The 21,287-nt window shown below is 44.3% G+C and carries 34 protein-coding genes and 8 pseudogenes; 22 read left to right on the top strand and 20 right to left on the bottom strand.

Annotation, left to right across the window (positions count from 1 at the left end; genetic code table 11):
* Nucleotides 1-101: 101 nt before the first annotated feature.
* Nucleotides 102-1,242 (top strand): annotated as a pseudogene (locus tag DXE31_RS07020) (DEAD/DEAH box helicase); the annotation flags it as partial.
* A 136-nt stretch (nucleotides 1,243-1,378) separates the two neighbouring features.
* On the opposite strand, the gene DXE31_RS12155 reads toward DXE31_RS07020, so the two are convergent.
* Nucleotides 1,379-1,591 (bottom strand): NAD-binding protein, encoded by a 213-nt coding sequence (locus tag DXE31_RS12155; RefSeq protein WP_114698296.1) that lies wholly within the window; start codon nucleotides 1,589-1,591, stop codon nucleotides 1,379-1,381.
* Nucleotides 1,557-2,144, bottom strand: a pseudogene (locus DXE31_RS12950) (NAD(P)-binding domain-containing protein). Before DXE31_RS12950 ends, DXE31_RS12155 begins: the two are co-directional and overlap by 35 nt.
* Nucleotides 2,145-2,392: 248 nt before the next feature.
* Between DXE31_RS12950 and DXE31_RS07000 the strand changes: the two are divergent.
* A complete protein-coding gene (locus DXE31_RS07000; RefSeq protein WP_114698293.1) occupies nucleotides 2,393-2,683 on the top strand; it encodes a DUF1330 domain-containing protein in 291 nt (96 codons plus the stop codon).
* Nucleotides 2,684-2,763: 80 nt separating this feature from the next.
* Here DXE31_RS07000 and DXE31_RS12485 read toward each other — a convergent pair whose 3' ends face one another.
* Entirely contained in the window at nucleotides 2,764-2,877 is a 114-nt protein-coding gene (locus tag DXE31_RS12485; protein WP_331852038.1) for a hypothetical protein, read from the bottom strand.
* 388 nt (nucleotides 2,878-3,265) lie between these two features.
* Between DXE31_RS12485 and DXE31_RS12480 the strand changes: the two genes are divergently transcribed.
* The 5 genes and pseudogenes from DXE31_RS12480 (at nucleotide 3,266) to DXE31_RS11495 (ending at nucleotide 4,946) form a co-directional block, all read left to right on the top strand.
* The gene (locus DXE31_RS12480) at nucleotides 3,266-3,406 is read left to right on the top strand and encodes a rhodanese-like domain-containing protein (RefSeq protein ID WP_331852008.1); all 141 of its coding nucleotides are present in this window, start codon (nucleotides 3,266-3,268) and stop codon (nucleotides 3,404-3,406) included.
* 6 nt (nucleotides 3,407-3,412) lie between these two features.
* Nucleotides 3,413-3,505: pseudogene (locus DXE31_RS12475) on the top strand (hypothetical protein); the annotation flags it as partial.
* 57 nt (nucleotides 3,506-3,562) lie between these two features.
* Nucleotides 3,563-3,826 carry a rhodanese-like domain-containing protein gene (locus DXE31_RS12470; RefSeq protein WP_331852007.1) on the top strand — a complete coding sequence of 88 codons (264 nt, stop codon included), beginning with the start codon at nucleotides 3,563-3,565 and terminating at the stop codon, nucleotides 3,824-3,826.
* A 129-nt stretch (nucleotides 3,827-3,955) separates the two neighbouring features.
* Complete coding sequence (locus DXE31_RS12465) at nucleotides 3,956-4,423, top strand: rhodanese-like domain-containing protein (protein WP_331852006.1); 468 nt, start codon at nucleotides 3,956-3,958, stop codon at nucleotides 4,421-4,423.
* A gap of 397 nt (nucleotides 4,424-4,820) precedes the next feature.
* A complete protein-coding gene (locus DXE31_RS11495) occupies nucleotides 4,821-4,946 on the top strand; it encodes a TIGR02450 family Trp-rich protein (protein ID WP_231969451.1) in 126 nt (41 codons plus the stop codon).
* Nucleotides 4,947-5,094: 148 nt separating this feature from the next.
* On the opposite strand, the gene DXE31_RS11490 is transcribed toward DXE31_RS11495, so the two are convergent.
* Both DXE31_RS11490 and DXE31_RS12140 read right to left on the bottom strand, forming a co-directional pair.
* Nucleotides 5,095-5,379, bottom strand: a complete 285-nt coding sequence (locus DXE31_RS11490; protein WP_231969450.1) for a hypothetical protein — start codon at nucleotides 5,377-5,379, stop codon at nucleotides 5,095-5,097.
* The gene (locus DXE31_RS12140; protein ID WP_269460599.1) at nucleotides 5,376-5,501 is read right to left on the bottom strand and encodes a hypothetical protein; all 126 of its coding nucleotides are present in this window, start codon (nucleotides 5,499-5,501) and stop codon (nucleotides 5,376-5,378) included. The genes DXE31_RS11490 and DXE31_RS12140 overlap by 4 nt, the downstream gene beginning before the upstream one ends.
* 308 nt (nucleotides 5,502-5,809) lie before the next feature.
* Here DXE31_RS12140 and DXE31_RS06975 point away from each other — a divergent pair, with 308 nt between their 5' ends.
* Nucleotides 5,810-6,055 carry a globin domain-containing protein gene (locus DXE31_RS06975; protein ID WP_331852005.1) on the top strand — a complete coding sequence of 82 codons (246 nt, stop codon included), beginning with the start codon at nucleotides 5,810-5,812 and terminating at the stop codon, nucleotides 6,053-6,055.
* Nucleotides 6,056-6,147: 92 nt separating this feature from the next.
* Here DXE31_RS06975 and DXE31_RS06970 read toward each other — a convergent pair whose 3' ends face one another.
* Nucleotides 6,148-7,053 carry a Bug family tripartite tricarboxylate transporter substrate binding protein gene (locus DXE31_RS06970; RefSeq protein ID WP_231969449.1) on the bottom strand — a complete coding sequence of 302 codons (906 nt, stop codon included), beginning with the start codon at nucleotides 7,051-7,053 and terminating at the stop codon, nucleotides 6,148-6,150.
* A gap of 120 nt (nucleotides 7,054-7,173) precedes the next feature.
* Between DXE31_RS06970 and DXE31_RS12460 the strand changes: the two genes are divergently transcribed.
* Entirely contained in the window at nucleotides 7,174-7,449 is a 276-nt protein-coding gene (locus DXE31_RS12460) for a TerC family protein (protein ID WP_331852004.1), read from the top strand.
* Between the two features lie 61 nt (nucleotides 7,450-7,510).
* Here the strand turns inward: DXE31_RS12460 and DXE31_RS11485 are convergent, their stop codons facing one another.
* Nucleotides 7,511-7,801, bottom strand: coding sequence for an NAD(P)/FAD-dependent oxidoreductase (locus DXE31_RS11485; protein WP_231969448.1), 291 nt, complete (start codon nucleotides 7,799-7,801; stop codon nucleotides 7,511-7,513).
* Nucleotides 7,802-8,036: 235 nt separating this feature from the next.
* On the bottom strand, nucleotides 8,037-8,123 hold the full coding sequence (locus DXE31_RS11480) for an NAD(P)/FAD-dependent oxidoreductase (RefSeq protein ID WP_231969546.1): 87 nt from the start codon (nucleotides 8,121-8,123) through the stop codon (nucleotides 8,037-8,039).
* A 352-nt stretch (nucleotides 8,124-8,475) separates the two neighbouring features.
* On the opposite strand from DXE31_RS11480, the gene DXE31_RS11475 reads away from it, so the two are divergent.
* Genes DXE31_RS11475 through DXE31_RS11470 form a run of 3 tightly spaced genes read left to right on the top strand, consistent with a single transcriptional unit; the run spans nucleotide 8,476 to nucleotide 9,231 of the window.
* A complete protein-coding gene (locus DXE31_RS11475; protein ID WP_231969447.1) occupies nucleotides 8,476-8,787 on the top strand; it encodes a type 2 periplasmic-binding domain-containing protein in 312 nt (103 codons plus the stop codon).
* The gene (locus tag DXE31_RS12135; protein WP_269460598.1) at nucleotides 8,788-8,922 is read left to right on the top strand and encodes a hypothetical protein; all 135 of its coding nucleotides are present in this window, start codon (nucleotides 8,788-8,790) and stop codon (nucleotides 8,920-8,922) included.
* Nucleotides 8,923-8,955: 33 nt separating this feature from the next.
* Entirely contained in the window at nucleotides 8,956-9,231 is a 276-nt protein-coding gene (locus tag DXE31_RS11470) for a type 2 periplasmic-binding domain-containing protein (protein ID WP_231969446.1), read from the top strand.
* Here DXE31_RS11470 and DXE31_RS12945 read toward each other — a convergent pair.
* The 5 genes and pseudogenes from DXE31_RS12945 to DXE31_RS12925 form a co-directional block, all read right to left on the bottom strand.
* A complete protein-coding gene (locus DXE31_RS12945) occupies nucleotides 9,186-9,494 on the bottom strand; it encodes an MBL fold metallo-hydrolase RNA specificity domain-containing protein (protein WP_415077871.1) in 309 nt (102 codons plus the stop codon). The two genes, DXE31_RS11470 and DXE31_RS12945, sit on opposite strands and share 46 nt — an antisense overlap.
* Before the next feature lie 37 nt (nucleotides 9,495-9,531).
* A pseudogene (locus DXE31_RS12940) lies at nucleotides 9,532-9,645 on the bottom strand (hypothetical protein); the annotation flags it as partial.
* 75 nt (nucleotides 9,646-9,720) lie between these two features.
* Nucleotides 9,721-9,897 (bottom strand): hypothetical protein, encoded by a 177-nt coding sequence (locus tag DXE31_RS12935; protein WP_197712179.1) that lies wholly within the window; start codon nucleotides 9,895-9,897, stop codon nucleotides 9,721-9,723.
* Nucleotides 9,898-9,900: 3 nt separating this feature from the next.
* Nucleotides 9,901-10,119 (bottom strand): hypothetical protein, encoded by a 219-nt coding sequence (locus DXE31_RS12930; RefSeq protein WP_197712178.1) that lies wholly within the window; start codon nucleotides 10,117-10,119, stop codon nucleotides 9,901-9,903.
* 41 nt (nucleotides 10,120-10,160) lie between these two features.
* The gene (locus tag DXE31_RS12925; RefSeq protein ID WP_415077868.1) at nucleotides 10,161-10,517 is read right to left on the bottom strand and encodes an MBL fold metallo-hydrolase; all 357 of its coding nucleotides are present in this window, start codon (nucleotides 10,515-10,517) and stop codon (nucleotides 10,161-10,163) included.
* Between the two features lie 118 nt (nucleotides 10,518-10,635).
* Between DXE31_RS12925 and DXE31_RS06940 the strand changes: the two genes are divergently transcribed.
* The 3 genes from DXE31_RS06940 to DXE31_RS06935 all read left to right on the top strand — a co-directional run bounded on the left by DXE31_RS06940 (nucleotide 10,636) and on the right by DXE31_RS06935 (nucleotide 12,544).
* On the top strand, nucleotides 10,636-11,520 hold the full coding sequence (locus tag DXE31_RS06940) for an NAD(P)H-hydrate dehydratase (protein WP_114698291.1): 885 nt from the start codon (nucleotides 10,636-10,638) through the stop codon (nucleotides 11,518-11,520).
* A 64-nt stretch (nucleotides 11,521-11,584) separates the two neighbouring features.
* Nucleotides 11,585-11,740 (top strand): hypothetical protein, encoded by a 156-nt coding sequence (locus tag DXE31_RS11460; RefSeq protein WP_231969445.1) that lies wholly within the window; start codon nucleotides 11,585-11,587, stop codon nucleotides 11,738-11,740.
* A gap of 39 nt (nucleotides 11,741-11,779) precedes the next feature.
* Nucleotides 11,780-12,544 (top strand): DMT family transporter, encoded by a 765-nt coding sequence (locus DXE31_RS06935; RefSeq protein WP_231969444.1) that lies wholly within the window; start codon nucleotides 11,780-11,782, stop codon nucleotides 12,542-12,544.
* A 57-nt stretch (nucleotides 12,545-12,601) separates the two neighbouring features.
* Here DXE31_RS06935 and DXE31_RS06930 read toward each other — a convergent pair whose 3' ends face one another.
* Nucleotides 12,602-12,805, bottom strand: a complete 204-nt coding sequence (locus DXE31_RS06930) for a protein tyrosine phosphatase (RefSeq protein WP_231969443.1) — start codon at nucleotides 12,803-12,805, stop codon at nucleotides 12,602-12,604.
* A gap of 80 nt (nucleotides 12,806-12,885) precedes the next feature.
* On the opposite strand from DXE31_RS06930, the pseudogene DXE31_RS06925 reads away from it, so the two are divergent.
* Nucleotides 12,886-13,500: pseudogene (locus DXE31_RS06925) on the top strand (FABP family protein); the annotation flags it as partial.
* A gap of 119 nt (nucleotides 13,501-13,619) precedes the next feature.
* Here DXE31_RS06925 and DXE31_RS11455 read toward each other — a convergent pair.
* Together DXE31_RS11455 and DXE31_RS10410 are read right to left on the bottom strand one after the other, a co-directional pair.
* A pseudogene (locus tag DXE31_RS11455) lies at nucleotides 13,620-14,096 on the bottom strand (alanine--glyoxylate aminotransferase family protein); the annotation flags it as partial.
* Between the two features lie 141 nt (nucleotides 14,097-14,237).
* Nucleotides 14,238-14,615, bottom strand: coding sequence for an EamA family transporter (locus DXE31_RS10410; protein WP_462803953.1), 378 nt, complete (start codon nucleotides 14,613-14,615; stop codon nucleotides 14,238-14,240).
* Between the two features lie 256 nt (nucleotides 14,616-14,871).
* Here DXE31_RS10410 and DXE31_RS12920 point away from each other — a divergent pair.
* Both DXE31_RS12920 and DXE31_RS06900 read left to right on the top strand, forming a co-directional pair.
* A pseudogene (locus DXE31_RS12920) lies at nucleotides 14,872-16,061 on the top strand (alpha-hydroxy acid oxidase).
* A 3-nt stretch (nucleotides 16,062-16,064) separates the two neighbouring features.
* Nucleotides 16,065-16,526: a hypothetical protein gene (locus tag DXE31_RS06900; RefSeq protein WP_114698289.1), complete on the top strand. Its 462-nt coding sequence runs from the start codon at nucleotides 16,065-16,067 to the stop codon at nucleotides 16,524-16,526.
* Nucleotides 16,527-16,847: 321 nt separating this feature from the next.
* On the opposite strand, the pseudogene DXE31_RS11450 reads toward DXE31_RS06900, so the two are convergent.
* A pseudogene (locus tag DXE31_RS11450) lies at nucleotides 16,848-17,243 on the bottom strand (oxidoreductase).
* 124 nt (nucleotides 17,244-17,367) lie between these two features.
* The gene (locus DXE31_RS06890; RefSeq protein ID WP_114698288.1) at nucleotides 17,368-18,273 is read right to left on the bottom strand and encodes a hydrogen peroxide-inducible genes activator; all 906 of its coding nucleotides are present in this window, start codon (nucleotides 18,271-18,273) and stop codon (nucleotides 17,368-17,370) included.
* Between the two features lie 99 nt (nucleotides 18,274-18,372).
* On the opposite strand from DXE31_RS06890, the gene DXE31_RS06885 reads away from it, so the two are divergent.
* Nucleotides 18,373-18,651 (top strand): ferritin family protein, encoded by a 279-nt coding sequence (locus tag DXE31_RS06885; protein WP_331852003.1) that lies wholly within the window; start codon nucleotides 18,373-18,375, stop codon nucleotides 18,649-18,651.
* On the opposite strand, the gene DXE31_RS06880 is transcribed toward DXE31_RS06885, so the two are convergent.
* Nucleotides 18,595-18,879 carry a ferritin family protein gene (locus DXE31_RS06880; protein WP_231969442.1) on the bottom strand — a complete coding sequence of 95 codons (285 nt, stop codon included), beginning with the start codon at nucleotides 18,877-18,879 and terminating at the stop codon, nucleotides 18,595-18,597. The two genes, DXE31_RS06885 and DXE31_RS06880, sit on opposite strands and share 57 nt — an antisense overlap.
* Between DXE31_RS06880 and DXE31_RS06875 the strand changes: the two genes are divergently transcribed.
* From DXE31_RS06875 to DXE31_RS06865, 3 genes are all read left to right on the top strand, one after another.
* Nucleotides 18,870-19,142, top strand: a complete 273-nt coding sequence (locus DXE31_RS06875; protein ID WP_231969441.1) for a ferritin family protein — start codon at nucleotides 18,870-18,872, stop codon at nucleotides 19,140-19,142. The two genes, DXE31_RS06880 and DXE31_RS06875, sit on opposite strands and share 10 nt — an antisense overlap.
* Nucleotides 19,143-19,204: 62 nt before the next feature.
* Nucleotides 19,205-19,372: a rubredoxin gene (locus DXE31_RS06870; protein ID WP_114698287.1), complete on the top strand. Its 168-nt coding sequence runs from the start codon at nucleotides 19,205-19,207 to the stop codon at nucleotides 19,370-19,372.
* Nucleotides 19,373-19,426: 54 nt separating this feature from the next.
* On the top strand, nucleotides 19,427-20,596 hold the full coding sequence (locus DXE31_RS06865; RefSeq protein ID WP_114698286.1) for an NAD(P)/FAD-dependent oxidoreductase: 1,170 nt from the start codon (nucleotides 19,427-19,429) through the stop codon (nucleotides 20,594-20,596).
* A gap of 324 nt (nucleotides 20,597-20,920) precedes the next feature.
* Here DXE31_RS06865 and DXE31_RS11445 read toward each other — a convergent pair whose 3' ends face one another.
* Nucleotides 20,921-21,280 (bottom strand): hypothetical protein, encoded by a 360-nt coding sequence (locus DXE31_RS11445; protein WP_231969440.1) that lies wholly within the window; start codon nucleotides 21,278-21,280, stop codon nucleotides 20,921-20,923.
* Nucleotides 21,281-21,287 lie beyond the last annotated feature (7 nt).

The raw sequence follows: 21,287 nt of genomic DNA, 5'->3' as shown, positions 1-21,287 counted from the left end.
TTCACTAATTTAGTCGTAATTGAAGCGATGATGTAAAATAGAGCTTCTTACTGCAAACGCCTTAGCGTGGCGGCTCATTGGCCGGGATAGTCGATTGTTGAATACGAGTCAATACTTTATTAGCGCCTGTCCGATTTACAGATCTTGGTTTATCAGCACCCATTCTTCGCCCTCTTGCAGAAGAGGACGATACCAGTCCTACACCGATTCAAGCAAAATCCATTCCTGCTGTTTTAAAAGGCGGCGACCTTTTGGCGGCAGCACAAACCGGCACCGGCAAAACAGCTCGCTTTACCTTGCCAATTCTGCAACGTCTATCTTCCACTCAAACAACTTCAGGCAAACGTCTGCTACGGGTTTTAATTTTGACGCCTACTCGAGAATTGGCTGCACAAGTGCAAGAGTCAGTTCTGACCTATGGAAAATATACTGACCTAAAGTCCACAGTTATCTTTGGTGGCGTAGGGGGCCAATCCGCAAATTAAAGCGATCGCTGGCGGTTTGGATATATTGGTCGCCACTCCTGGTCGTTTATTAGACTTAATGTCTCAAAAATGGGTCTCCTTAAATGACATTGAAATATTAGCTTTGGATGAAGCAGACCGTATGCTCGACATGGGTTTCTTGCGCGACATCAAGAAAAGCCTAGCTGCACTTCGCAAGAAACGTCAGAACTGATTATTCTCGGCTACTTTCTCCACTGAAATTAAAGCACCAGCAAATAGTCTATGCAATTCTCCCGACCTGATTGAGGTGGCTCGCAGCAATGGCACCAATGAAGCGATCGCTCAATTAATTCATCCTGTAGACAAGACCAAGAAGCATCCCTTACTGGCTCATCTCATCCAGACTAACAACTGGAAACAAATGCTGGTCTTTAGTCGTACCAAGCATGGCGCAAATAAGTTAGTCACGCAGCTAGAAAAAGATGGAATTTCCAGCATAGCAATCAAAGATTGCTGCACGCGGTATTGATATCGATCAACTGCCGCATGTTGTGAACTATGATCCACCCAATGTCTCTGAAGACTACGTTCATCGAATTGGGCGGTATGTATTGACGAACATCAAATGCTGAGGGATATTGAAAAACTGATTAAGCAAACGCTTCCGCAAGAAGTCATTGCTGGCATTGAGCCAGACCCCAATGCAGTTGCACTGCCTATCCTGCTTCGCAGCCAGCAACACCAACAATCCAGAAATCCAAGACCTATTGGACGCGGCGGCTCACTCCCTAAAAAGACCCATATAAAGCGAACTCATCCGCCAAAATAATCATGCTTCATGCAAGGCATTTGGTGATTTTTTAATCTGCTTCTAGATTTACTCCTGAAGATTAAATACACTCGAAAAATCTAGCTGACCATTACCTGCTTTGCTATGGGTCCTCATAACGCTGCTGCGCCAATTTCCCCAAAGGAACACTAGCATCGAGATTTTCTGCGTTCTCAACTGCCAAACCCAAGTCTTTCAGCATGAGATCAACTCCAAACCCACCGGCATAGCCCTTGGAAGAAGGAACATTTTCCATAACGCCAGGAAAAGGGTTGTACAACTCAAGAGCCCAGTTTCGGCCAGAACTTTTGGACATGATCTCCGACAGCACCTGAGGAGCCAAGCCATTTTAAGCGTAAAGCCTCACTCGTTCCTAACATCTGAATACCCACAAGCATGTTGTTGCAGACCTTGACTGTTTGGCCCGCACCATTAGCACCTGCATGCAAGATATTTTTGCCCATCTTTTCCAATAAGGGGCGAGCACACTCTATTGCTCCCGACTCTCCACCCACCATAAACGTTAAGGTGGCTGCTTGAGCGCCAGCGGTGCCACCAGAAACCGGAGCATCAATCATGGCAAAACCTTTTGCCCTAGCTTGAGCAGCTACTACCTGAGCAACCTGAGGTGAAATAGTGGAACACTCTATCAGCAAAGTCGTTGGATTGACGTGAGCCAGCAATCCTTGATCACCGAGGTAAAGGCTACTCTACGTGACGCGAAGTAGGCAATATGCTAATGAACACATCTGCATCTGTTGCAGCGGCATTTGCGCTTGTTGCAACGATGCCTCCAGCCTCTGCAAAAGCATCTAATTGACTTTAAAACCACTAACACGATGGCCCGCTTTAATTAACTTGAGTGCCATTGGTAATCCCATGTTGCCCAAACCTACAAATCCGATATTCATAGCATTCCTAGTAGTCTTTAGTCTTTTCTTGATGCGAGATATTTAACCCCATCTGGACCATACGATTCCGAATGGGGCTGCTTAAAACTCACACGAAAAATATTACCAACGCCGTAGGCCTTATTTAAACCATCAATAGTGATATTCATGCCTGAACTATAGCGTGGATATACACTCGTAGCATATAGTGCCCAAGGAGAGAAAAAATGGTCAAAGCAATTGACTTAATAGAGTTAATTGATCAACGCGCGCTTGAGGAATACCGCTCCCAAGTCAGTGAAACCGTAGAAAGCTACAAAGGTTCTATTAAAAGCCGTGGCTCAATTAGAGAGCTATTCTGGAACGAACTGGGTTGCGCTCCCTTCAGCACTATTGTGGAGCTGGAATTTTCTCATCTAGAGAATGCTCATTCTTGGGTCGTTAGTCGTGAATACCAAGCGCTAGTGCCAATCCGAAATAAGGCCATGAAACTCACTCTTTTTAGTATTGCGACTTAAGATCACCCTTACGATGCAGCGCTCAAAATAAAACAGCCTAACTCAAACAAGCTAGACTTCTGTTTAATCCGTTGCCAGAATTACTGCTTTGCTTCCATTGTCTCTTTTATAGCGGTACTTTCTTTATGGCGCTCCTTACAAGCACCTGCAATTTCTTGTAAGGCCTTACGCGCACGCGCAGCAGATGCCTTAATCCCTTTATAAATGTTTCGTTTTCAGCTTTATAAGTTTCAAAAGCAGTCAACAATGTAGCGTGTTGTGACATCTCGTCTCCTATTAACAAAAGAATATTTATCCCGACAGCCAAATCAGTCTATCCCCATAAAAACCATAGAAAATCATCTACCAAATCAGGGATAACTCGAATATTGTTTGGTTCATTCAAAATATGGTCATAAGTACAACAAAAGCCAGGAGACCCTGAAAAACGCATGAAATACCTTTGACCTCTGAAGACCAATCTTGATGCAGTGCATCATTTATTGGCTACTATTTGCTGGCCCTATGCAATCAATACCTAAGATTTGGTCAAGTGCGATTTATTCGGTTCATCATTAATAGAAACTTAAATTCAGAGACAGCATGACAATTCAAACAAAAAATTATTCCTTTGTTCGCAATGAACTCCTCAACACAGAAGAGATTGCATTTTTAGACGTGCACGAAGAGGCTCCCCATGCGCAGGAGCACCCTCTTTTTGCTGCCAATCTTCCGCTTTCTTGAGTTGAGATTGACGCCTATGCCAAGCTGCCCAATAAAGATATATTTATTGTTACACTCGATGACGGCAAAGGCTTTGCAGAACTTGCTGCACAACGCTTAGTCCAAGCAGGTTACACAGATGTATCGACATTCGAAGGCGGAGTCAATGGTTGGAAATTGGCTGGAGGTGAAGTATTTAAAGATGTCAACGTTGCGAGTAAATCCTTTAGTGAGTTTTTGGAATGCAAACGTCATACACCATCTTTATCTGCTCAAAAAGCCAAACAATTAATCGACGCTAAAGAAGATGTAGTGGTAGTGGATGTGCGGCGTTTTGATAAATACAACACGATGAGTATTCCGACGAGTATTAGCGTACCAGGCACAGAACTTGTCCTTCGCCTACCAGAGCTTGTTGCCCCAAACCCAAAAACCATTTAGATCCCTACCAGGCGGACAGCTTGCTCAGGCAATAGAAATGGTTGCCCATTCCGGGGTGCACGCATAGTTTTAGCTGATCCCAGTGGTAGCGGAGTAAGAGCCAATATGCCAGCCTCTTGGTGAGCACAAATGGCTTGGGAAGTTTATGTATTAGATGAAATCAATCCCTCAGATCTCACTGAAAAGGGCCTGTGGCAAGCTCCGCTTCCAACATTGCCAAAAATCGAAAACGTCGATACGACCACTGTTTCTCACTGGCTTCAAAATGATAGCAACATAATAGCCATGGATTTCAGTACTCATGCTCATTACGTTAATGGACACATCCCTGGCAGTTGGTATGCCCTGCGATCCCAACTCGCTGAAGCAATGAAGAAGATTCCGCAGGTAGATCGCTATGTCATCACCAGCTCCACCAGCGAGTTAAGTCTCTTTGCTGCGCAGGAGCTACAAACCCTTACTGATGCTGAAGTCCTTGCACTAGAAGGTGACAACCCATCCTGGGTTAAGGCCGGGCTCGAGCTTGAGAAGGGTCCAAGTCATCCGGGGCCCCTCCACTTGAGCGCTACAAGCGGCCCTACGAGGGCACAAACGTAGATCCAGCTGCAATGCAGTCATCTCTGGGCTGGGAGTTTGGCTTGGTAGAACAACTTGGGCAAGATGGAACACACCACTTCTGGGTCCTATAGCTATAGCAAGTTAAGCATGGAGCGAAATGGCGCTAAGCACCCGCCTGTGAGCGCGAGGTCTATATAACCTGGACCCGCAACTCACCCACCGAAGCCAAAATACCGATGGTTCTCAGAAAGGCTCAAATGGAATTTAAGGGCGACAAACTCAATTACTGTGGCAGCCTAGGAAACCATAGTTACTTTGACCATCAGTGCATGACTGCTACCAATCAATTTAGCGTTACCTTTACCCCCCAGGCCTATTTCTCATCAATGGTGCCGAGCTTCAATATAAAGCTCTATAAGTAAATATTCAATTATTTATGAATCGTCTCAGTCCCAAGAAACTGCTGTTGACTACATGGACTGCAGTAGAGCCCATTACTAAACAAAAACATTTTTTAGTCAGCAAAGTCATTATTCCAGAGCCTCCCAAAGAAAAAAATTGAGTTCGTTGAAATTGAAGCTGTCTATTCTACAAAACTACCATTATTTCTTGGCGCGACCTTACTAATACTGAGCTTTGGTTGCAGGGCTGGAAATAAAAAAACCGCCTCAGTAGTGAGGCGGTTTTTTATGGACCATTATCAGAAATATTTATTTATCAGCACTCTTTTTACTACCTGATTTTTTAACTAACTCATCAATGTTCTTTTCAGCAGTCTCAGCTACCTCATTCGCAATCCAAGGACCTTCTTTACACATATGCTGGCCAGTCACTGACATTTCATGCACCACCTTGGATAGCTTGTCAGCATCATGGGCTGGCATTTTATTTTCAGCGTCTTCAAACCAAGTTACTAGGGAGCTACGCACCTTCTCGAGATGCTTTTCAGTTTCATCAGCAGCGCCATCACCAAGCTCTTTCAAAACTGCTGTCACCTTTTCTTGCAATAACCAGCTGCGCGTTTCGCCGCCTCCTTTGCAGCCTCCTCTTGCAAATCCTTAAGCTTTGCTAAATCATTTTTAGCAGCAGACTTGGCGCTATCTAAGGCATTGTTCATCCCCCACTCAATCTCCGCCATGTGATGTTCGCTTAATTTTTTTTGCTGCCTCTAGCAAGATGTGAGCATAATCAAACAATTCCTTTGCTTTTTCACGTTGCCACTTTTGAAGTTCTTTTGCATCTATTTTTCACTCCCAAAAAAGTTAATTAAATACTCTTAAAGTAACTCGATACCCAAATTAGCAAACTGTCAATGCCCCGAATTTACCGCATTAAAATGACAATTTGATTCAAAGAATAGCGATTGATGAGTCTTTGGGCGGAATGGATCAAATTGATACATTAGTAGACCGTTTCTACAATTGAATGGCCCTAGAATCGAATTTTAGCGATTTACGGGCAATGCACCTGCAGGATCTCTCTAGTTCCCGTGAAAAGCTGAAGTTTTTCCCAACAGGGTGGATGGGCGGCCCTGACATCTACTCTCCAAAGTTTGGTCATCCTATGGGGAACGCGTCATCTACCCTTCAAAATCGGTCTGAAGGAGCGCAATCAATGGCTCGCTTGGCATGTATCAAGCAATGGAAGAATGTGGCATCGATGGCAATATAGCCAAACAACTAGAAGAATCTTTATTTAATACTGCCGACTGGATAAGGAATCAGCCTAATTAATTTATCCAATTAATCTAGCTTAGCTCCAGCTTATTTTACTGCTTTTGCCCAACGCGGCATTTCATCTATCAGAAACTTTGTAAATTGATCGGCATTCAAATAAGCGGGATCTGCGCCTTGATCAATCATTTTTTTCTGCACCTCAGGCGACTCCAGTATTTCCTTAAATGCTTGACTCAATTTATTGACCACCTCAGGAGGAGTTCCCTTGGGAGCTAATATCCCATAAAACCCCACTACAGCTAAATTAGCTACACCCGTTTCTATCACAGTAGGTGTATTTGGCAGAACCGGATTACGTTTAGCACTAGTCACAGCCAGAGCCTTTACTTTGTCCTGTTTCGCATAATTGGCGGCCTGCGGCACTGACTCCGCCATAAATTGAACATGACCAGCAATCAAATCTGTGAACGCAGGTGCGCTTCCCTTGAAAAGAATATGCACCATATCTATTCCCGTCTCACTCTTTAGCATCTCCGGAACCAAATGGGAAATTCCACCATTCCCAGCTGATCCATAGTTTAATTTTCCAGGGTTTGCTTTTGCATATGTAACAAATTCTTTTAATGTATTTGTTGGCACATCCTTATTCACGATCAGCGCTAATGGTTGTTGGGCAGTTCTAGCAATTGGCTGAAAATCTTTTAACGTGTCGTAAGAAGACTTCGTATAGATGACAGGATTAATCACCATAGTCCCTGTATTGGCTAATAGCACCGTATACCCATCCGGCGGTGATTGCGCCACAAACTGTGCGCCAACTGCACCTCCTGCTCCAGCTTTGTAATCCACAATTACTGTTTGACCTAAAGAGGTTTGCAATCTCTCAACCAAGAGTCGAAGATGCGCATCAAGAGGGCCACCCGCGGGGAAACCAATGATGATTTTAATAGGCTTGCCTGGATAGGCCGCTTTTAAGGGGCTTATAGTCAACATGACCAGTATGGATATACAAAGAGATCTAATTATTCGTGAGAACTTAACCATAGCGGTTAATATAGAACTTAGATTAATACACTTTATATTCCAATAAGTTAGAAAATGCTCGAAAGCTCAATGCAACTTCTCAGCAATCCCAATGTATGGATCGCTTTCTTAACGCTCTCGGCTCTAGAAATTATTCTTGGTATTGATAACATCATTTTTATTAGCGTGATCGCCAACCGTCTCCCGATCGAAATTCAGGAGAAAGTGCGGCGCTTTGATTTGATCTTCGCATTGGTAACGCGGATTCTTCTCTTGCTTAGCCTATCTTGGGTAATGGGTCTCACAGCACCTATTTTTGATATGGCTGATAAATCCATCAGCGGCAGAGATTTAATTCAATTCTAACGGTTATTGGTGTTGTCTTGATAGCCGAGGGTATGGTTGTGCCCATCCCTAAAGGATATGTTTATGTAGCGATGGCGTTTTCATTATCCGTAGAACTTTTAAATAGTCGCTCACGGGATAAAAAAGCGCTCCAGCTAGAGCATTCAAGCCATCCTCTTATATAGGGGGCATGAGCACAAGCATAACCGCTTGCCCAGGCCCATTGGAAATTATATCCACCTAAGTGACCGGTGACATCAACACACTCTCCGATAAAGAAAAGTCCTGGGTATTTGCGCGACATCATGGACTGAACATCCAACTCTTTGCGATCGACACCATCCAATATGACCTCAGCTTTTTTCCAGCCCAAAGTGCCGGCCGGTTTTACAGATCAGTTTGTTAGCAGCTCTTTGAGTGCTTGACGATCCTTCTTGGAAACTTCCGCCCCCTTACGACCTGTTAAGTTTTTTTGATCCGAAAAAGCTTTAGCAAGGCGCTGCAGAAGCACCGAGGCGAGAATAGGCTCAGTTAGCTTTAAGCGATGCTCTTCATTATTAAATGAGCTCGTCGCAATTAAATCCTCGTGGACATTCTATAGCACCCAGTCAATCAATATGAATAGGCTCGCCCTCTTCCCAATAACTACTGGCTTGCAAGACTGTAGGTCCAGAAAGCCCTTTATGGGTTAGCAGTAAGTCTTCATTAAATCTACAAGCACCGTGTAGCGATGACCTTTAGAGCCAGAAGCAATCCTGACAGATTACCGAAATTATCAGCAGTAAAGGAAAGGGGTACCAAGGCTGGTCGTGGATCAATCTTGGTGCCACAACAGCCTATTTACTAATGAAGGGTGACGGGGACATGGATATGGGCGACAAAAAGCATGTGCACATATGGAAGAAGCCAAGAAAGATGCGCCTGCGGCTGCCCCTGCTGCACCAGCTGCTGCTCCTGCAACTGGTGCTAAGAAGTAATTTTTTCTTCAGCAGATAAAACCGCGGTCAGCCGCGGTTTTATCTGCTGATTTTGATCAATCCGAAATTCATGGACCTCTCCACCCTCTCTTCTTTTGCGCCAACAGGCACCCTGCTGCGTGTCGGCGTTAACCTTGGTCATCCGATTTTGGCCAATGAAGATGCGAACTCCAAGACTTCGTATGGAGTCACTATTGATATTGCTCATGAAATTGGTAAAAGAATTGCTCTTCCAGGAAATCTTATGCCTTGCAAGACTGCAGGCGCAACGGTAGATGCCGTGAAGGCTGGTCATGTTGATCTCATATTTGTAGCTATAGATCCAGTCCGCGGAGCGGATATTAGCTATACCCCACCCTACATTCAAATCGAGGGAGCCTAGATGGTTAAAAAAGCATCTTCTCCCATCCAAACCAATGAAGATGTGGATGTAGCAGGCACAGAAATTGTAGTTGGCAAAGGAAGCGCCTACGACCTTTACCTAACCCGGGATATAGAACATGCCAGCCTCATATGAGTTGCTAGTTCGCAAGCAGTCCTGGATGACCTCATGTCTGAGGTAGGAAATGTTGCCGCCGGGGTAAAACAACAATTAGAGGGTGATGCAAAGCGTTATCAAGGTTTGCGCATGCTGCCGGAGCGCTTTATGATAATCAATCAAGCGCTTGGCATCCCAAAGAATAGACCTCTCTACAAGATCACTACCGCATACCTCAGCAATCTGATTGCAGATTTGAAGCAATCTAGATTTATAGCTGAAGCCATGAAACGACACAGCATTCAAGGCGCCAAAGTTGCTGAATCACTAACACTGATATGTGTATAGTCGCTCAGGAATGATGACAGTGCTCCAATGCAATTCATCCCTACTGGATTGCGCAAAAACGGAAGATGACTCTCTGGCTCCCCATGCCCTACAAAGACCGTTTTGGGTGTTTGTTCAAATCCCCGCAACCAATCGAAGAGACCAGCCTGATCGGCATGTACAGAGAGTCCTCCAATAGTATGAATCGCAGCTTTTACAGCCACCTCTTCTCCAAATAAACGAACCTTTTGCACCTTCCACCAGACGTCTTCCAAGGCTGCCATATGCCTGAAATCCAGTAATCACAATAGCATTCTGAGCGCGTGGCAGATTACTTGCTAAGTGATGCACAATTCGGCCAGCGTCACACATACCACTCGCAGAAATAATGATTGCGCCGCCCTTAATTTTGTTAAGCGCTTTCGACTCTTCCACATCTGCAATGAAACGGAGATCTACTGCACCGGGATTGTTTTGATACCACTCAAAAGTAGCTTGAGATTGACCGTCTCATTGGGAAAAGAATTGTTGAGGAAGATGAGTAGCTGCGGTTGCCATCGGCGAATCTACCCAAATACTTAAATACGGCAGACGCCCTCTTCTCAATAGATCAATCAACAAAAACAATATCTCTTGAGTGCGCTCCACTACAAAAGCCGGCATCACGCCATTACCACCAACATTCATAGTTTAGTTAATCACGTCAACTAACTCATCCTCAGTATCTTTTAAGCTACCATGCAAACGATCGCCATAAGTTGACTCCACTACGACAACATCTGCTGTTTTAATGACATCCGAATCAGGCATCAAGACCTTACCCTTCATGCCGATATCACCCGAGAAAATACAGCGCTTTCTATTTGCGCTATCTTCAGCAAGATCAAGCACAGCTAAAGCCGATCCCAAGATCTGTCCCGCATTACAGAACTCTCACTGGACCCCAGACATTAACTCAACTTTTTGATAGTAGGCTGAAACTGAGTTAGTGTCATTTCAACTTCTTCTTTGGAAGACAGTGCCACCGGCAAATCTCCACGCCATTTACCAGCCTTTTGCCTTCTCTCGGCTTGCTCCAGTTCAGGAGTAGCTTTTGTGCAATAAATAGGACCTGAAAAACCTTGTGCACATAAACGTGGCAACAGGCCACTATGATCAATATGCGCATGAGTTAAGACCACAAATTCCAGCTCTTTTGGCGACAACGGTAAGGGCTCAAGATTTTTATTAGTCGCTTCACGCCCTCCTTGAAACATTCCGTAATCGACCATGAAACGCCGTGACTTTCCTGCCAGTAAGACTTCCACCAAATGGCGTTAGCCCGTCACCTCACCCGCTGCACCCAAAAATTGAATCTTCATCATTCCGGCATACGCTTTCTTATAATGAGCTCAAGATCTCTGCAATCAGAGCAATACTATTTATATGAGCATCCAACCTGAACCCCTAGCAGTACCCAACCTTGTTCATCAACTCAAACGCGGGCCTACAGAACATAAAGGCAATGCTGGTAAAGTTGTTTTGATTGGGGGTGCACCAGGAATGGCTGGTGCACTACTTTTGGCTGGTAAGGCCTGTATTCATCTGGGGGCTGGCTGGACAATCTTGGAGATGCTTGATCCCGCCTCTGCCCGTGCGGATACCGAGCAGCCTGAACTGATGATTCGTCTGGCTACCTCAAACATACAAGAAACGCTTAACGCTACCACTCCCGATGTGATGGCCATAGGGCCGGGTCTTGGCCAATCAACTCTGGCACATCAATATTTAAATGCGGCACTTGCGCATCCAAATATTCCTTTAATTCTTGATGCAGATGCTCTTAACTTAATTAGCGATTCAAATGCGCTATTGTCACTACTCCAGGCTCGAAATCTTCAGTACCCTGGTCTAACAACGCTGACTCCCCATCCTGGCGAAGCAGCAAAGCTTTTAAAAAGAAGCGCAGAAAAAGTTCAGTCTGATCGCATGAAAGCGATTGAGAATCTGATTGAGCTCACGCATTCAATCGTGGCTCTCAAAGGACAGCACACGCTCATAGCATCTCCACAACATAGGCCACTTCAGTGCCTGGCAGGAAACCCTGGAATGGGAACAGGAGGCATGGGAGATGTTTTGACAGGGAGCATCGCCGCTGTTGCTGCTCAAGGAGTACGTCACCAACTAGATCTTTGGCAAGCGACTTGTATCGCGGTTCAGCTTCATGCTGCTGCAGCAGACAATCTAGTGAAAAAAGGAATTGGTCCGATTGGTCTCACCCCCTCCGAGACCATATTAGAAATGCGATCCCTACTTAATCAGCTGACCTAATTAGAGATGCACTCGGCTAGCGCAGCCTGGACAAACCCTCATCTTTTCCTTGTAAATTAACTCAGTGGGTCATCGTCAACGCTACCTCTATGGCATCTTGATGGCTGGAGTTGGCTCTATGCTTCTTTCGGGCAAAGCTATTCTGGTAAAGCTCGCGTTTGAACATGGGGCACATGCGGAAACACTATTGGCTTTGCGAATGCTCATGGCTCTTCCCTGATTTTGGGGAATATTTTGGTGGAAGGCGCGACGCAAAGCAATGAGTCCAGTCACATGGGTCGATCGGACTAAATTATTTTTTCTAGGATTTTTAGGTTACTTTTTATCAAGTTATATCGACTGCTTGGGTCTGCAATATATCTCTGTCGGCCTAGAACGAATCGTTCTTTATCTCACCCCAACAATTGTTTTAGTCATTTCCTATTTTGTTTTAAAAAAGTCTATTTCTCGCTTGCAGTGGTGCTCTCTCGTGGTTGGATACATTGGGGTGTTTATTGTCTTTATTCAAGATGCTAGCTCTACCGGAATCAGTGCTTGGCTCGGGATGGTTCTGGTCTTTGGCAGCGCCTGCTCATATGCAGCTTATATGATTGAAGCAGGAGAAATGGTCAAGCGAATTGGAAGTGTACGCCTTGTGGTATATGCAAGTTCAGCCTCTGCGGTCTTAAGCTTACTGCAATCCACTTTTCATCATCTAAGCGCAATTTTTGAACAGCTTCCAATAATTTATTGGTATAGCTTACGCAATGCGAGCTTATGTACTGTCATTCCAATGTTGCTGATTATGATTGCCATCAACCACATTGGATCACCACTTGTAGCCCAAGCTGGAATTCTGAGTCTGGTATCAACAATCTTTATGGGTTACTTCATTTTGGCCGAACCTATTACTTGGATACAAATTAGCGGAATGGCTTTGGTCATTTCCGCGATGTGGCTACTTGTTCGCAATGACGCTCCAAGCAAAAAGTCATCAGACTCCAAACAATCTGCTGACCTGGAGAGTGCAGAACCTCTCAATTAAGTGAGATTGATTACTAGGTTGCTGCGTCTGTAGTTGCTTTAGACTTCTTTTTAGATTTCATTTTGGACTTCTTCGCTGCCTTTTTTCCTTCTTAGCTGTTTTCTTCGCCTTCTTCTCGGCCGACTTATCTGTAGGGACTGCAGCAGGTGAAGCGGCTGCCGGGGCTGGAGCTGGGTCGGCAGCCATTACCGAGATTGGTGCAATACCAATTGCAGCAGAGATAAACGCTACTAAGCTCATTCGAGCGATACGCGAAATCATGTCATTCTCTAATAAAGTTTGTGGATTATTTGATAATACTCAACAATATGAAATTAATGCTTCATTTTAAAAGGTTGGCTATGAATCATTTTCCGAAGGATATTTTTACTGAGCCTCAAGATTATTCAGTCAATACTCTGGAGCCGCTTGGACCTCTTACTGGAATGGCCGGCATTTGCGAAGGTATAAGAGGCTTAGACGTTAAGCCAAAAAGCGGAAGGGCCGAGAAAAAGCAGGCTTACGTTGAGCGCATTGAACTTCAATCAATTGACCCACAAACGAATGGTCCTCAATTACTTTATGGCTTGAGATATCACAACCATATCACCAAGCCAGATTAAGTCAAAACGTATCACGACCAGGTAGGATATTGGCTCTGGGAGCCGGCGACTAAGAGTGTTATTCATACCCTGACAATTCCTAGAGGGATGATCAGTATGGCTAGCGGTTTTGCCAAACCTGATGCCAAAGAGTTTGAGCTATTTGCAAAAGAAGATGATCGCTGCGCTGGCATATCCTCCATCCCCTTCTTCAATTATGCATTTAGGATAGTTGAATTCCGCATCAAGGTATCCATGCATTCAGATGAGACCTGGTCCTATGAGCAAGATACCGTTATGAAAATCAAAGATCAGGCTCAGATTTTTCATCATGTAGACAACAACACGCTTCATAAGATCGGAGAGGCAACACCCACAATCCTCTTGCGAGATGATGTAGTCAATAGGAATTTATTTTCAGTAGATGCGATAAGGGCCATCATTGATGGTCCTTATTTAATACAGAGTGATAACCTTGAGATACCAATAGATTACTTTGTACCTAGCTCTACTTGCTTATCTGTTAACGCTGCCAATCCGAGAGATTGGGTTTCTTTCATTACGTTACGCAGAATCTTCAATGCATCGGTGGGCATAGTAATGTGATACACATGGCCACTCTTTTCGTAGGCCTCCATAATCTGTAGCCACTTTTTGAGATCCATCGAGAAGCTACTGCTTTAAGTAGCATCGATACGTTCACGTGCGCGCTCGCCAAGAGCGATCAATGCGCAGCAGGGCGAACTACACCACCCGTTTTTTGTGGTGCAGTCATCAACACATCAACCTTGCAAGCCTTCATATCAACCCACATTGTGCGCCAGAAGCAATGCAATCTAATACGAACAAGCCATTCACAGAACGCACTGCCTCACCAACTGCTTTAAGGTAGTCATCCGGAAGGATGATGCCAGCAGCGTTGAGGTCTCAACGCGCAGAGCGAATACAACCGCTGGCTTTTCTTTCTTAATCAACATTGGGAAGCAAGCCTGGCATAGTAATTTCCTAGGGATTGCTATGGTGAACCATGAATGATACCGATTTAAGGCTTTTTTTGAGGCTTTAACCCCTTATTTTGGCTGTCTTTGAGGAAATTCCTATACGGACAACGATCATGGCAAATGCAATGCCACGGACAAATTGTGGCTTAGAAGATCGCCTACTACCATCTCCATAAATAACAAGGCCACCAAATCACCACATGATAAAACAATTCTAACATCCAGTAGACTAACAACGGCACCAACCATCTGCAGAATGTTCGGCTTAACCTGATACAAAGCCCCTCCAATCAACAACATCCAGATTGGCATACTTACGCCAATCAATCTGACATTAATGGCAGTGGAGGTTTGAAGCGCAAGATAGAGCAGCACGTTGTAGCTGCCTACCCTAAAGGAAGCAACAACAAGGCAGCAAGACCCCAACGAACAAAACTTAAAGTAATTGGGGAGATGCTCCCCACCAAGACGCGACCCGCAATTGCATATTGCCTGCCCACAAAGCAGTCGCAGTGAGCAAAGAAGTAATGGCTGCGAAATTCAATTGGTGTATGTACATGCTTGTAAGGGAAGTCGTTGGAGGTAGTAATTGGGGTCCCAAACAAGGGATACTCCATGCTTGTAGAAGCAAATCCCTGGTATTGCTAAGATAGAGCATACATCACGCTTTTATCAAATTTTGATTTATCCAAATAGCACCAATATAGAAGACTTGCGGGTCCTCCACCAAAAACGTACCCCCAAGATGTTCTACGACTATGCCGATTCTGGCTCATGGACTGAATCGGCATACTGCGCCAATGAATCCGATTTTCAGAAGATTAAATTACGTCAGCGTGTTGCGGCTAATATGACTAATCGCACCACAAAAACGACGATGGTTGGCGAAGAAGTTGCCATGCCAGTTTTGCGCTCGCCCCCACTGGCTTAACTGGTATGCAGCATGCTGATGGTGAAATTTTGGCAGCTTAAGCTGCAGAAAAATTCGGCATACCGTTTTGCCGCTCCACTATGAGTATTTGTTCAATTGAGGATGTGGCTGAACGTACTACCAAACCATTTTGGTTTCAGCTATATGTCATGAAAGATCGTGGCTTTATTGAACGCCCAATTGAGCGTGCTAAAGCTGCTAAGTGCTCTGCCCTTGTCCTCACTTTAGATTTACAAATTCTCGGACAACGCCGTAAGGACCTGAAGAATGGTCTCTCAGCCCCTCCAAAACTGACTATTGCATATATGATCAATATGGCAACTAAGCCACGCTGGTGCATGGGAATGGCAATGACGCCTCGAAGAACTTTCCGTAATATTATTGGCCATGCAACTGGAGTGGACAATATGTCCTCGCTTTCATCCTAGACTGCCGAGCAATTTGATCCAAGCCTCAATTGGGGAGATGTTGAGTGGATCAAAAAGCTTTGGGGTGGAAAACTCATCATCAAGGGAATCCTTGATGAAGGTGATGCACGCTTAGCTGCGAACTCTGGTGCAGATGCATTAGCAATGAGAGCTAAGACCGTTTGGCGCAGTTCTGTCAAAGGATCCTTCTCTCCGGTGATTTTTTGTGCGACAGAGCCACCAAAAGCAACTGCTACAACTGGTAATTCTGGAATGCCCATCTGAGATAAAGACTTAGAGGCACCCTTCCACATCCATTCATTTTTGACTAAACCTAAAGCGCGAATCATATTTTGAAATAAGATTTTTGCATCACCTTGGGGTTCATTCCCATAAAACCACCAGATACCCTGATAAGGTACGCGTGGCACTATGATCGGACGACCATTCTTGTATGGCTTGGGAGCAATGGGCGAAGCGGGTGTAACTAAGTGTTTAGAAATTATTCACAATGAGTTGGATATCACTATGGCATTTACTGGTCATCGCGATATTCAAAACGTGACTAAAGATATCTTATATCCAGGAACCTTTTAAATTTTGCATCTACTGAACTATCCTCTTGCAGTCTTTGGAATTTCATTCCTCATAGTTGCCTTTGCTGTTTGGTTTGGTCATGCTGTTTTAAGAAAAAACCGTACCAAAGATACTGAGATATCTGAGGATTTAGGAGTGATCCAAACTGCCACATTAACTTTGCTGGCTTTAATTATTGGCTTTACATTTTCAATAGCAATCGATCGACATGATCAGCGCGAGGTACTTGAAGAGAGCGAAGCAAATGCGATTGGCACAGAATATTTAAGGGCCGATCTACTACCTCCGAATGCGGCTGCAGCGACAAAGGATCTTCCCATTCAATACATTGATCAACAAATCTTGTTTTATGCAAGGCAGAGTCCAGCAAAAATACAAGAAATTCGCAACAAAACAGATCAAATACAAATGACCCTTTGGAATGAAATACTGCCCAACCGTGCGTGCACAAACTACCGCTATTAACGCGCTAGTTGCCTCCAGTGTAGATGATGTCATTAATTCCCAAGGATATGTTCAGGCGGCTTGGTGGAATCGTATTCCCATTGCTGCATGGGAACTGATGCTTGGTCATAGCCACCAGCGGTAATGAACTTCCGTTGGAATGCAGCTCGAAAGAGTTCCGATGTGATTGGCGCATCTAGATTCACTTAATCGCCACCCCCAGCACTGGTAGTCCGGGGCTCTCGATCATATGTATATACGCTAATTTGTAGGCATTCAATTTATCTATCGCCGCAGTAAACAATGCAGCTAGATCACTATCACCAATGTCATTGAATGTGCCTAAGGAGAAAGGCGTACTCCAATCTTATCGCTCGCAAATACTTTGCTAACTGACTTAATAACTTCCCCCAAGAGGCGAAGACGATGTTCGGCAGTACCTCCATACTCATCGGTACGTTGATTGGTTTTATCTTGCAAGAACTAATCCAATAAATATCCATTTGCAGCATGAATTTCAATCCCATCAAAGCCTGCTATTTTGGCATTATGTACAGCTGTCTCTTGCTCTTTAAGCAAGCGAGTAATATCTTTCTTACTCATTGCTGTCGGTATCTCGTAGTCATGCAATTTCCAATCTGCACCATACGTTTGACTTGCCGCAGGAATGGCAGAAGGCGCTTCAGGAGCGCCCTGCTCTGGATGTGATGAAGAGTGTGAACAGTTTGATAGACCCAAGATTAACTAGGGTGAACATAATTTCTTTTCCGGACATTTTTTGCTGCCTTTTTAATAATTAATGATGAAGGTGAATGACTGTAACAAGGATTAATGAATGTTGCTGATTGAGCAATTTACATAGCTAAGTAGCAGCAAATTGTTCGCGGATACAGTCGGCTAATGCATTGAACTCTTTGGTATGTGCGGTGGATTGGCGCGCTACCAGTGCAATAATTCTTTTAGGGGCCGGGGTTGCTAACTCCTTAGCGACCAATTGAGAGTGATTTAAAAGACTGCTATTAACTGCCATTCCGGGCAGCAGTGCAATACCCAGTCCTGACTCGACCATCTGCAATAAGGTTAGTAGGCTGGTAGCCTCCAAGCCTTCGGCCTTAAGTATATCGGCGCGTTTACAAGCTTGTAAACTATGCTCTCGTAAACAATGCCCCTCTTCCAGTAATAGGAGTCGTTCAGCCATCTTGGCTGGTAAGGTCACCTCTTTTCCATTCAATGCTGGATCACCCTCCTTTGCAACTAACCAGAACGGATCATCGAATAATTCTTGTACTAATAATCCGCTCACATCATATGGCAGAGCAATCAAAGCAAAATCTAATCTGTGCTCAGCTAATCTAGATAGAAGGTTTGCAGTCAAGTTCTCTCGAAGAGTAATTTTGAGATCCGGAAAGCGTGTCCGAATTTCTGGCAACACAGTAGGCAATAAAAATGGAGCAATAGTTGGAATGACGCCAAGGCGAATGGTTGCTGTCATTGGCTTACCAGTCGTACCCGCATACTCGACCAAATCTTCAGATGCAGCCAAAATCAATTTCGCACGTTTGAGAACTTCTACTCCAACTGGAGTAATAGAAACATTTTGACGATCTCGCTCGACTAAATGGATGCCAAGAGCATCCTCTAACTCCTTCAGGCCAGCACTCAATGTCGATTGCCCTACGAAGCAAGCTTGAGCTGCTCTAGTGAAATTAAGCTCTTTGGCCAAGACTACAAAATACCTCAGTTGTCTTAATGATGATAAGTAGGCCACTTCCCCTCTTTTATCGATTTATTAGATAAATAGTATCATAATGATTTATTGGACTGATAATTAAATTGGGCGCAAACTACATCCATAGTTGAGAAATCGATGAAAAGACTCAACAAACTGAATTCAATTAAGAAAGGCATCAAAATGACACGTCCAGCAATCAAAACTATTCAAAACTTAGAATCGGCCTTTGCTGGTGAATTGATCGCTCACATTAAGTATCGCTACTTTGCAAAATTAGCCCGTGCTGCTGGCGACGAGGAAACTGCAAAAATATTTGAGGCTACGGCTGATCAAGAAATACTGCATGCTTTCGGCCACTTAAATTTGCTCTACCCAGCTAATAGTAAATGGAAATACTTGCTTAGAAATATCTGAGGTAATTTTAAGAACTTGGCGATCATAGTCTGTGGGCGAAACACCAGGTGCCTTATGAAATTCGGGCCTTGAATGATCGCGTACATACATCGTTGCATACACTGCAATCAGGAAAAAGCGAATCCATAAACGATTCACACCACTGAGTAAGTCTGGGTTTGAACGCATTAATAGCGCAAATGCCTCACCATGACGGAATTCATCATTGCCCCAATACAATGACTCCAACACGTGCTTTGGAGATTGCAATTGAAGGGGAGACTTATGAATACACTGAAATGTACCCTTCGTTTCGTAAAACTGCTGTTGAAGAGGGCAATAGCGCTGCAATGCAAGAAATTGATGAGCAGATTGCAGAATCAAAGGAGCATGCTGAGCAATTTCAAGCAGTGTTAGCAAAGCGTTTTGCAGCCTTAGTCAATGTCGAAGAGCGTCATGCAAATCACTATAAACAAGCTTTGGAAAAAGCAAAGAATTTTGTAACTCAATAAGAGTAGTACGGTAATCGTTAAAAATTAAATTTAAAATTCAGAAAATCAATTAAGGAATCAAAATGAAAACTTGGCAATGTATCGTATGTGGCTATATCCATGATGAGGCTAAAGGGATCCCTGAAGATGGGATTGCTCCAGGGCCAGTTTGGGCAGACGTGCCAGAAAACTGGGAATGTCCTGACTGTGGCGTCGCAAAAGCAAACTTTGAGATAGTTCAAATAAGCTAAGACCGATTTAGCGTTTTTTACCCTTTATACATTCGCGATTTAGAGAGTCAAGTCTTGGATCAATCTATCCCACAACCCCAATCCACTATTGTCATTATTGGCAGCGGATTGGCTGGCTATACCGTCGTACGCGAAATTCGTAAACTAGATAAGTTGGTGCCAATTACTTTGGTGACACGAGAGCCTGGTTATTTTTACTCCAAACCGATGCTCTCTACTGCGCTAGCTAGCAAAAAAGAGGCTGCGCAATTAATTTCCATTCCAGTCGATGGAATGGCGACTCAACTCGAGATGACCATCTTGGGTAATTGCGATGTCAGTTCGATCAATCCGCAAGCTCACACTATTCAAACTAAGCAAGGTGAAGTGCCTTACGGAAAGCTTGTTTTGGCCTTGGGAGCAGAGCAAATTCGCCTGCCCTTGGGTGGTAATGCTGCAGATGCAGTTATCACCGTGAATGACTTAGAGGACTATAGTCACTTTCGTCAAGCGATTGCCGAAAAAAGGAAGGTGGCTATTTTAGGTGCCGGACTAATCGGCTGTGAATTTGCCAATGATCTCGTGCTAGACGGCTATGAGGTTGATGTGATTGAGCTTGCTCCGCAAGCGCTCGGTCGTTTATTGCCTGAGGCTGCCGCACTGGAGCTCCAAGATAAATTAAGCACTGCGGGTGTACGTTGGCACCTTTCAACCACAGTTCAATCGATGGATCATCAGGGCGATGCACTACAAGTAAGCTTAGCGAATGGCAATACGATCAATTGCGATGTCTTTTTATCCGCAGTAGGGTTAAAACCCCGCATTGAGTTAGCCAAGGCTTCAGGAATAAATGTTGGTGCAGGCATTCAAGTGGATCGTCAACTTGAAACTAATATTCAGAATATCTTTGCTATAGGTGACTGCGCTGAAGTGGATGGCCTAGTGCTTCCCTATGTGATGCCCATTATGCAAGCGGCTAGAGCTCTAGCGCCAACATTGATTGGTCAAGCTACAACATTGACATATCCTGCAATGCCAGTCATGGTCAAAACACCAGCCCTAGCAACCGTGGTATCTCCTCCTGCAAAAGGTGCCGAAGGCGCATGGACTAGTATTCCAATTGAAGGCGGCATTGAAGCTCGGTTTGAGTCTGCAGATGGTCAATTACTAGGCTTTGCCTTAATGGGCGCTGCAACCTCACAGCGAGGCGCGCTCACTAAAGAAGTTCCAGCCATCCTTGCTTAATTGATTCATACTAGCAACCAATCATTAGTCTAGGTCGATGAAATCAAAAGGCCCGCAATTCGGGCCTTTTCTTTAAACAGCAAACTTCGACTAAGAAATAATTACAGCCCAGGTGGTGTTGTGTAATTGTGCAACCGTCAGGCCCAACATTGGGATAGATAAGATCGTGTTTAAGCGTGAGGTCAACATCGCAACGCGAGCAGATTTTGCTTTCACATCAGGCTCAACGGGAACGATACCCAGAGCACGTTTTTGATTTGACCAAATAATGAACTACACGTTAATTGCCATGATTACAGCAATCCACATTCCCAATCCAATAGCTCAAAAAGGCGCTTGCAAAGTGAAGGCTTGATGCAAATAACCATGCAAGCCAGCAACAATGAAACCAGTGCCCACTGTAAGTAATGCTGCATAACGAAACCACAATATTGCTGTTGGAGCAATCACTTTACCAATTGCTGGTTTTTGCTCATCGGGAATCTTAGGCATAGAAGGAGTTTGCACAAAGTTGAAATACCAAAGCAAACCAATCCACATCACACCAAACATAACATGCAACCATCGAAACACAAATGGGAGTTCATGATTACCAAAGCTCCCACCAAAAGCAAAAATAATTAGGACTAGAAGGACAAATCCAGCTAAAACCGTACACCCCAAAGAGGTCAATATAGAAGACATGTCGCTT

The sequence above is a fragment of the Polynucleobacter necessarius genome (genome assembly GCF_900095185.1).
Lineage (GTDB): Bacteria > Pseudomonadota > Gammaproteobacteria > Burkholderiales > Burkholderiaceae > Polynucleobacter.
This window is presented reverse-complemented; position numbering and strand designations above follow the sequence as displayed.

Coding starts and splice junctions, on each gene's coding strand:
- DXE31_RS06935 (WP_231969444.1), top strand. CDS start 11,780: ATGAGTCCAGTCACATGGGTCGATCGGACTAAATTATTTTTTCTAGGA.
- DXE31_RS06940 (WP_114698291.1), top strand. CDS start 10,636: ATGAGCATCCAACCTGAACCCCTAGCAGTACCCAACCTTGTTCATCAA.
- DXE31_RS12140 (WP_269460599.1), bottom strand. CDS start 5,501: ATGAACAATGCCTTAGATAGCGCCAAGTCTGCTGCTAAAAATGATTTA.
- DXE31_RS12945 (WP_415077871.1), bottom strand. CDS start 9,494: ATGGCAGCCTTGGAAGACGTCTGGTGGAAGGTGCAAAAGGTTCGTTTA.
- DXE31_RS12465 (WP_331852006.1), top strand. CDS start 3,956: ATGGCTTGGGAAGTTTATGTATTAGATGAAATCAATCCCTCAGATCTC.
- DXE31_RS07000 (WP_114698293.1), top strand. CDS start 2,393: ATGGTCAAAGCAATTGACTTAATAGAGTTAATTGATCAACGCGCGCTT.
- DXE31_RS11475 (WP_231969447.1), top strand. CDS start 8,476: ATGGACCTCTCCACCCTCTCTTCTTTTGCGCCAACAGGCACCCTGCTG.
- DXE31_RS06875 (WP_231969441.1), top strand. CDS start 18,870: ATGACTCCAACACGTGCTTTGGAGATTGCAATTGAAGGGGAGACTTAT.
- DXE31_RS06975 (WP_331852005.1), top strand. CDS start 5,810: ATGGCCCTAGAATCGAATTTTAGCGATTTACGGGCAATGCACCTGCAG.
- DXE31_RS12155 (WP_114698296.1), bottom strand. CDS start 1,591: ATGTCCAAAAGTTCTGGCCGAAACTGGGCTCTTGAGTTGTACAACCCT.
- DXE31_RS06885 (WP_331852003.1), top strand. CDS start 18,373: ATGAAAAGACTCAACAAACTGAATTCAATTAAGAAAGGCATCAAAATG.
- DXE31_RS12480 (WP_331852008.1), top strand. CDS start 3,266: ATGACAATTCAAACAAAAAATTATTCCTTTGTTCGCAATGAACTCCTC.
- DXE31_RS06970 (WP_231969449.1), bottom strand. CDS start 7,053: ATGTTGACTATAAGCCCCTTAAAAGCGGCCTATCCAGGCAAGCCTATT.
- DXE31_RS12460 (WP_331852004.1), top strand. CDS start 7,174: ATGCAACTTCTCAGCAATCCCAATGTATGGATCGCTTTCTTAACGCTC.
- DXE31_RS11445 (WP_231969440.1), bottom strand. CDS start 21,280: ATGTCTTCTATATTGACCTCTTTGGGGTGTACGGTTTTAGCTGGATTT.
- DXE31_RS11470 (WP_231969446.1), top strand. CDS start 8,956: ATGTCTGAGGTAGGAAATGTTGCCGCCGGGGTAAAACAACAATTAGAG.
- DXE31_RS11495 (WP_231969451.1), top strand. CDS start 4,821: ATGAATCGTCTCAGTCCCAAGAAACTGCTGTTGACTACATGGACTGCA.
- DXE31_RS06930 (WP_231969443.1), bottom strand. CDS start 12,805: ATGATTTCGCGTATCGCTCGAATGAGCTTAGTAGCGTTTATCTCTGCT.
- DXE31_RS12935 (WP_197712179.1), bottom strand. CDS start 9,897: ATGAATGTTGGTGGTAATGGCGTGATGCCGGCTTTTGTAGTGGAGCGC.
- DXE31_RS06870 (WP_114698287.1), top strand. CDS start 19,205: ATGAAAACTTGGCAATGTATCGTATGTGGCTATATCCATGATGAGGCT.
- DXE31_RS12135 (WP_269460598.1), top strand. CDS start 8,788: ATGGTTAAAAAAGCATCTTCTCCCATCCAAACCAATGAAGATGTGGAT.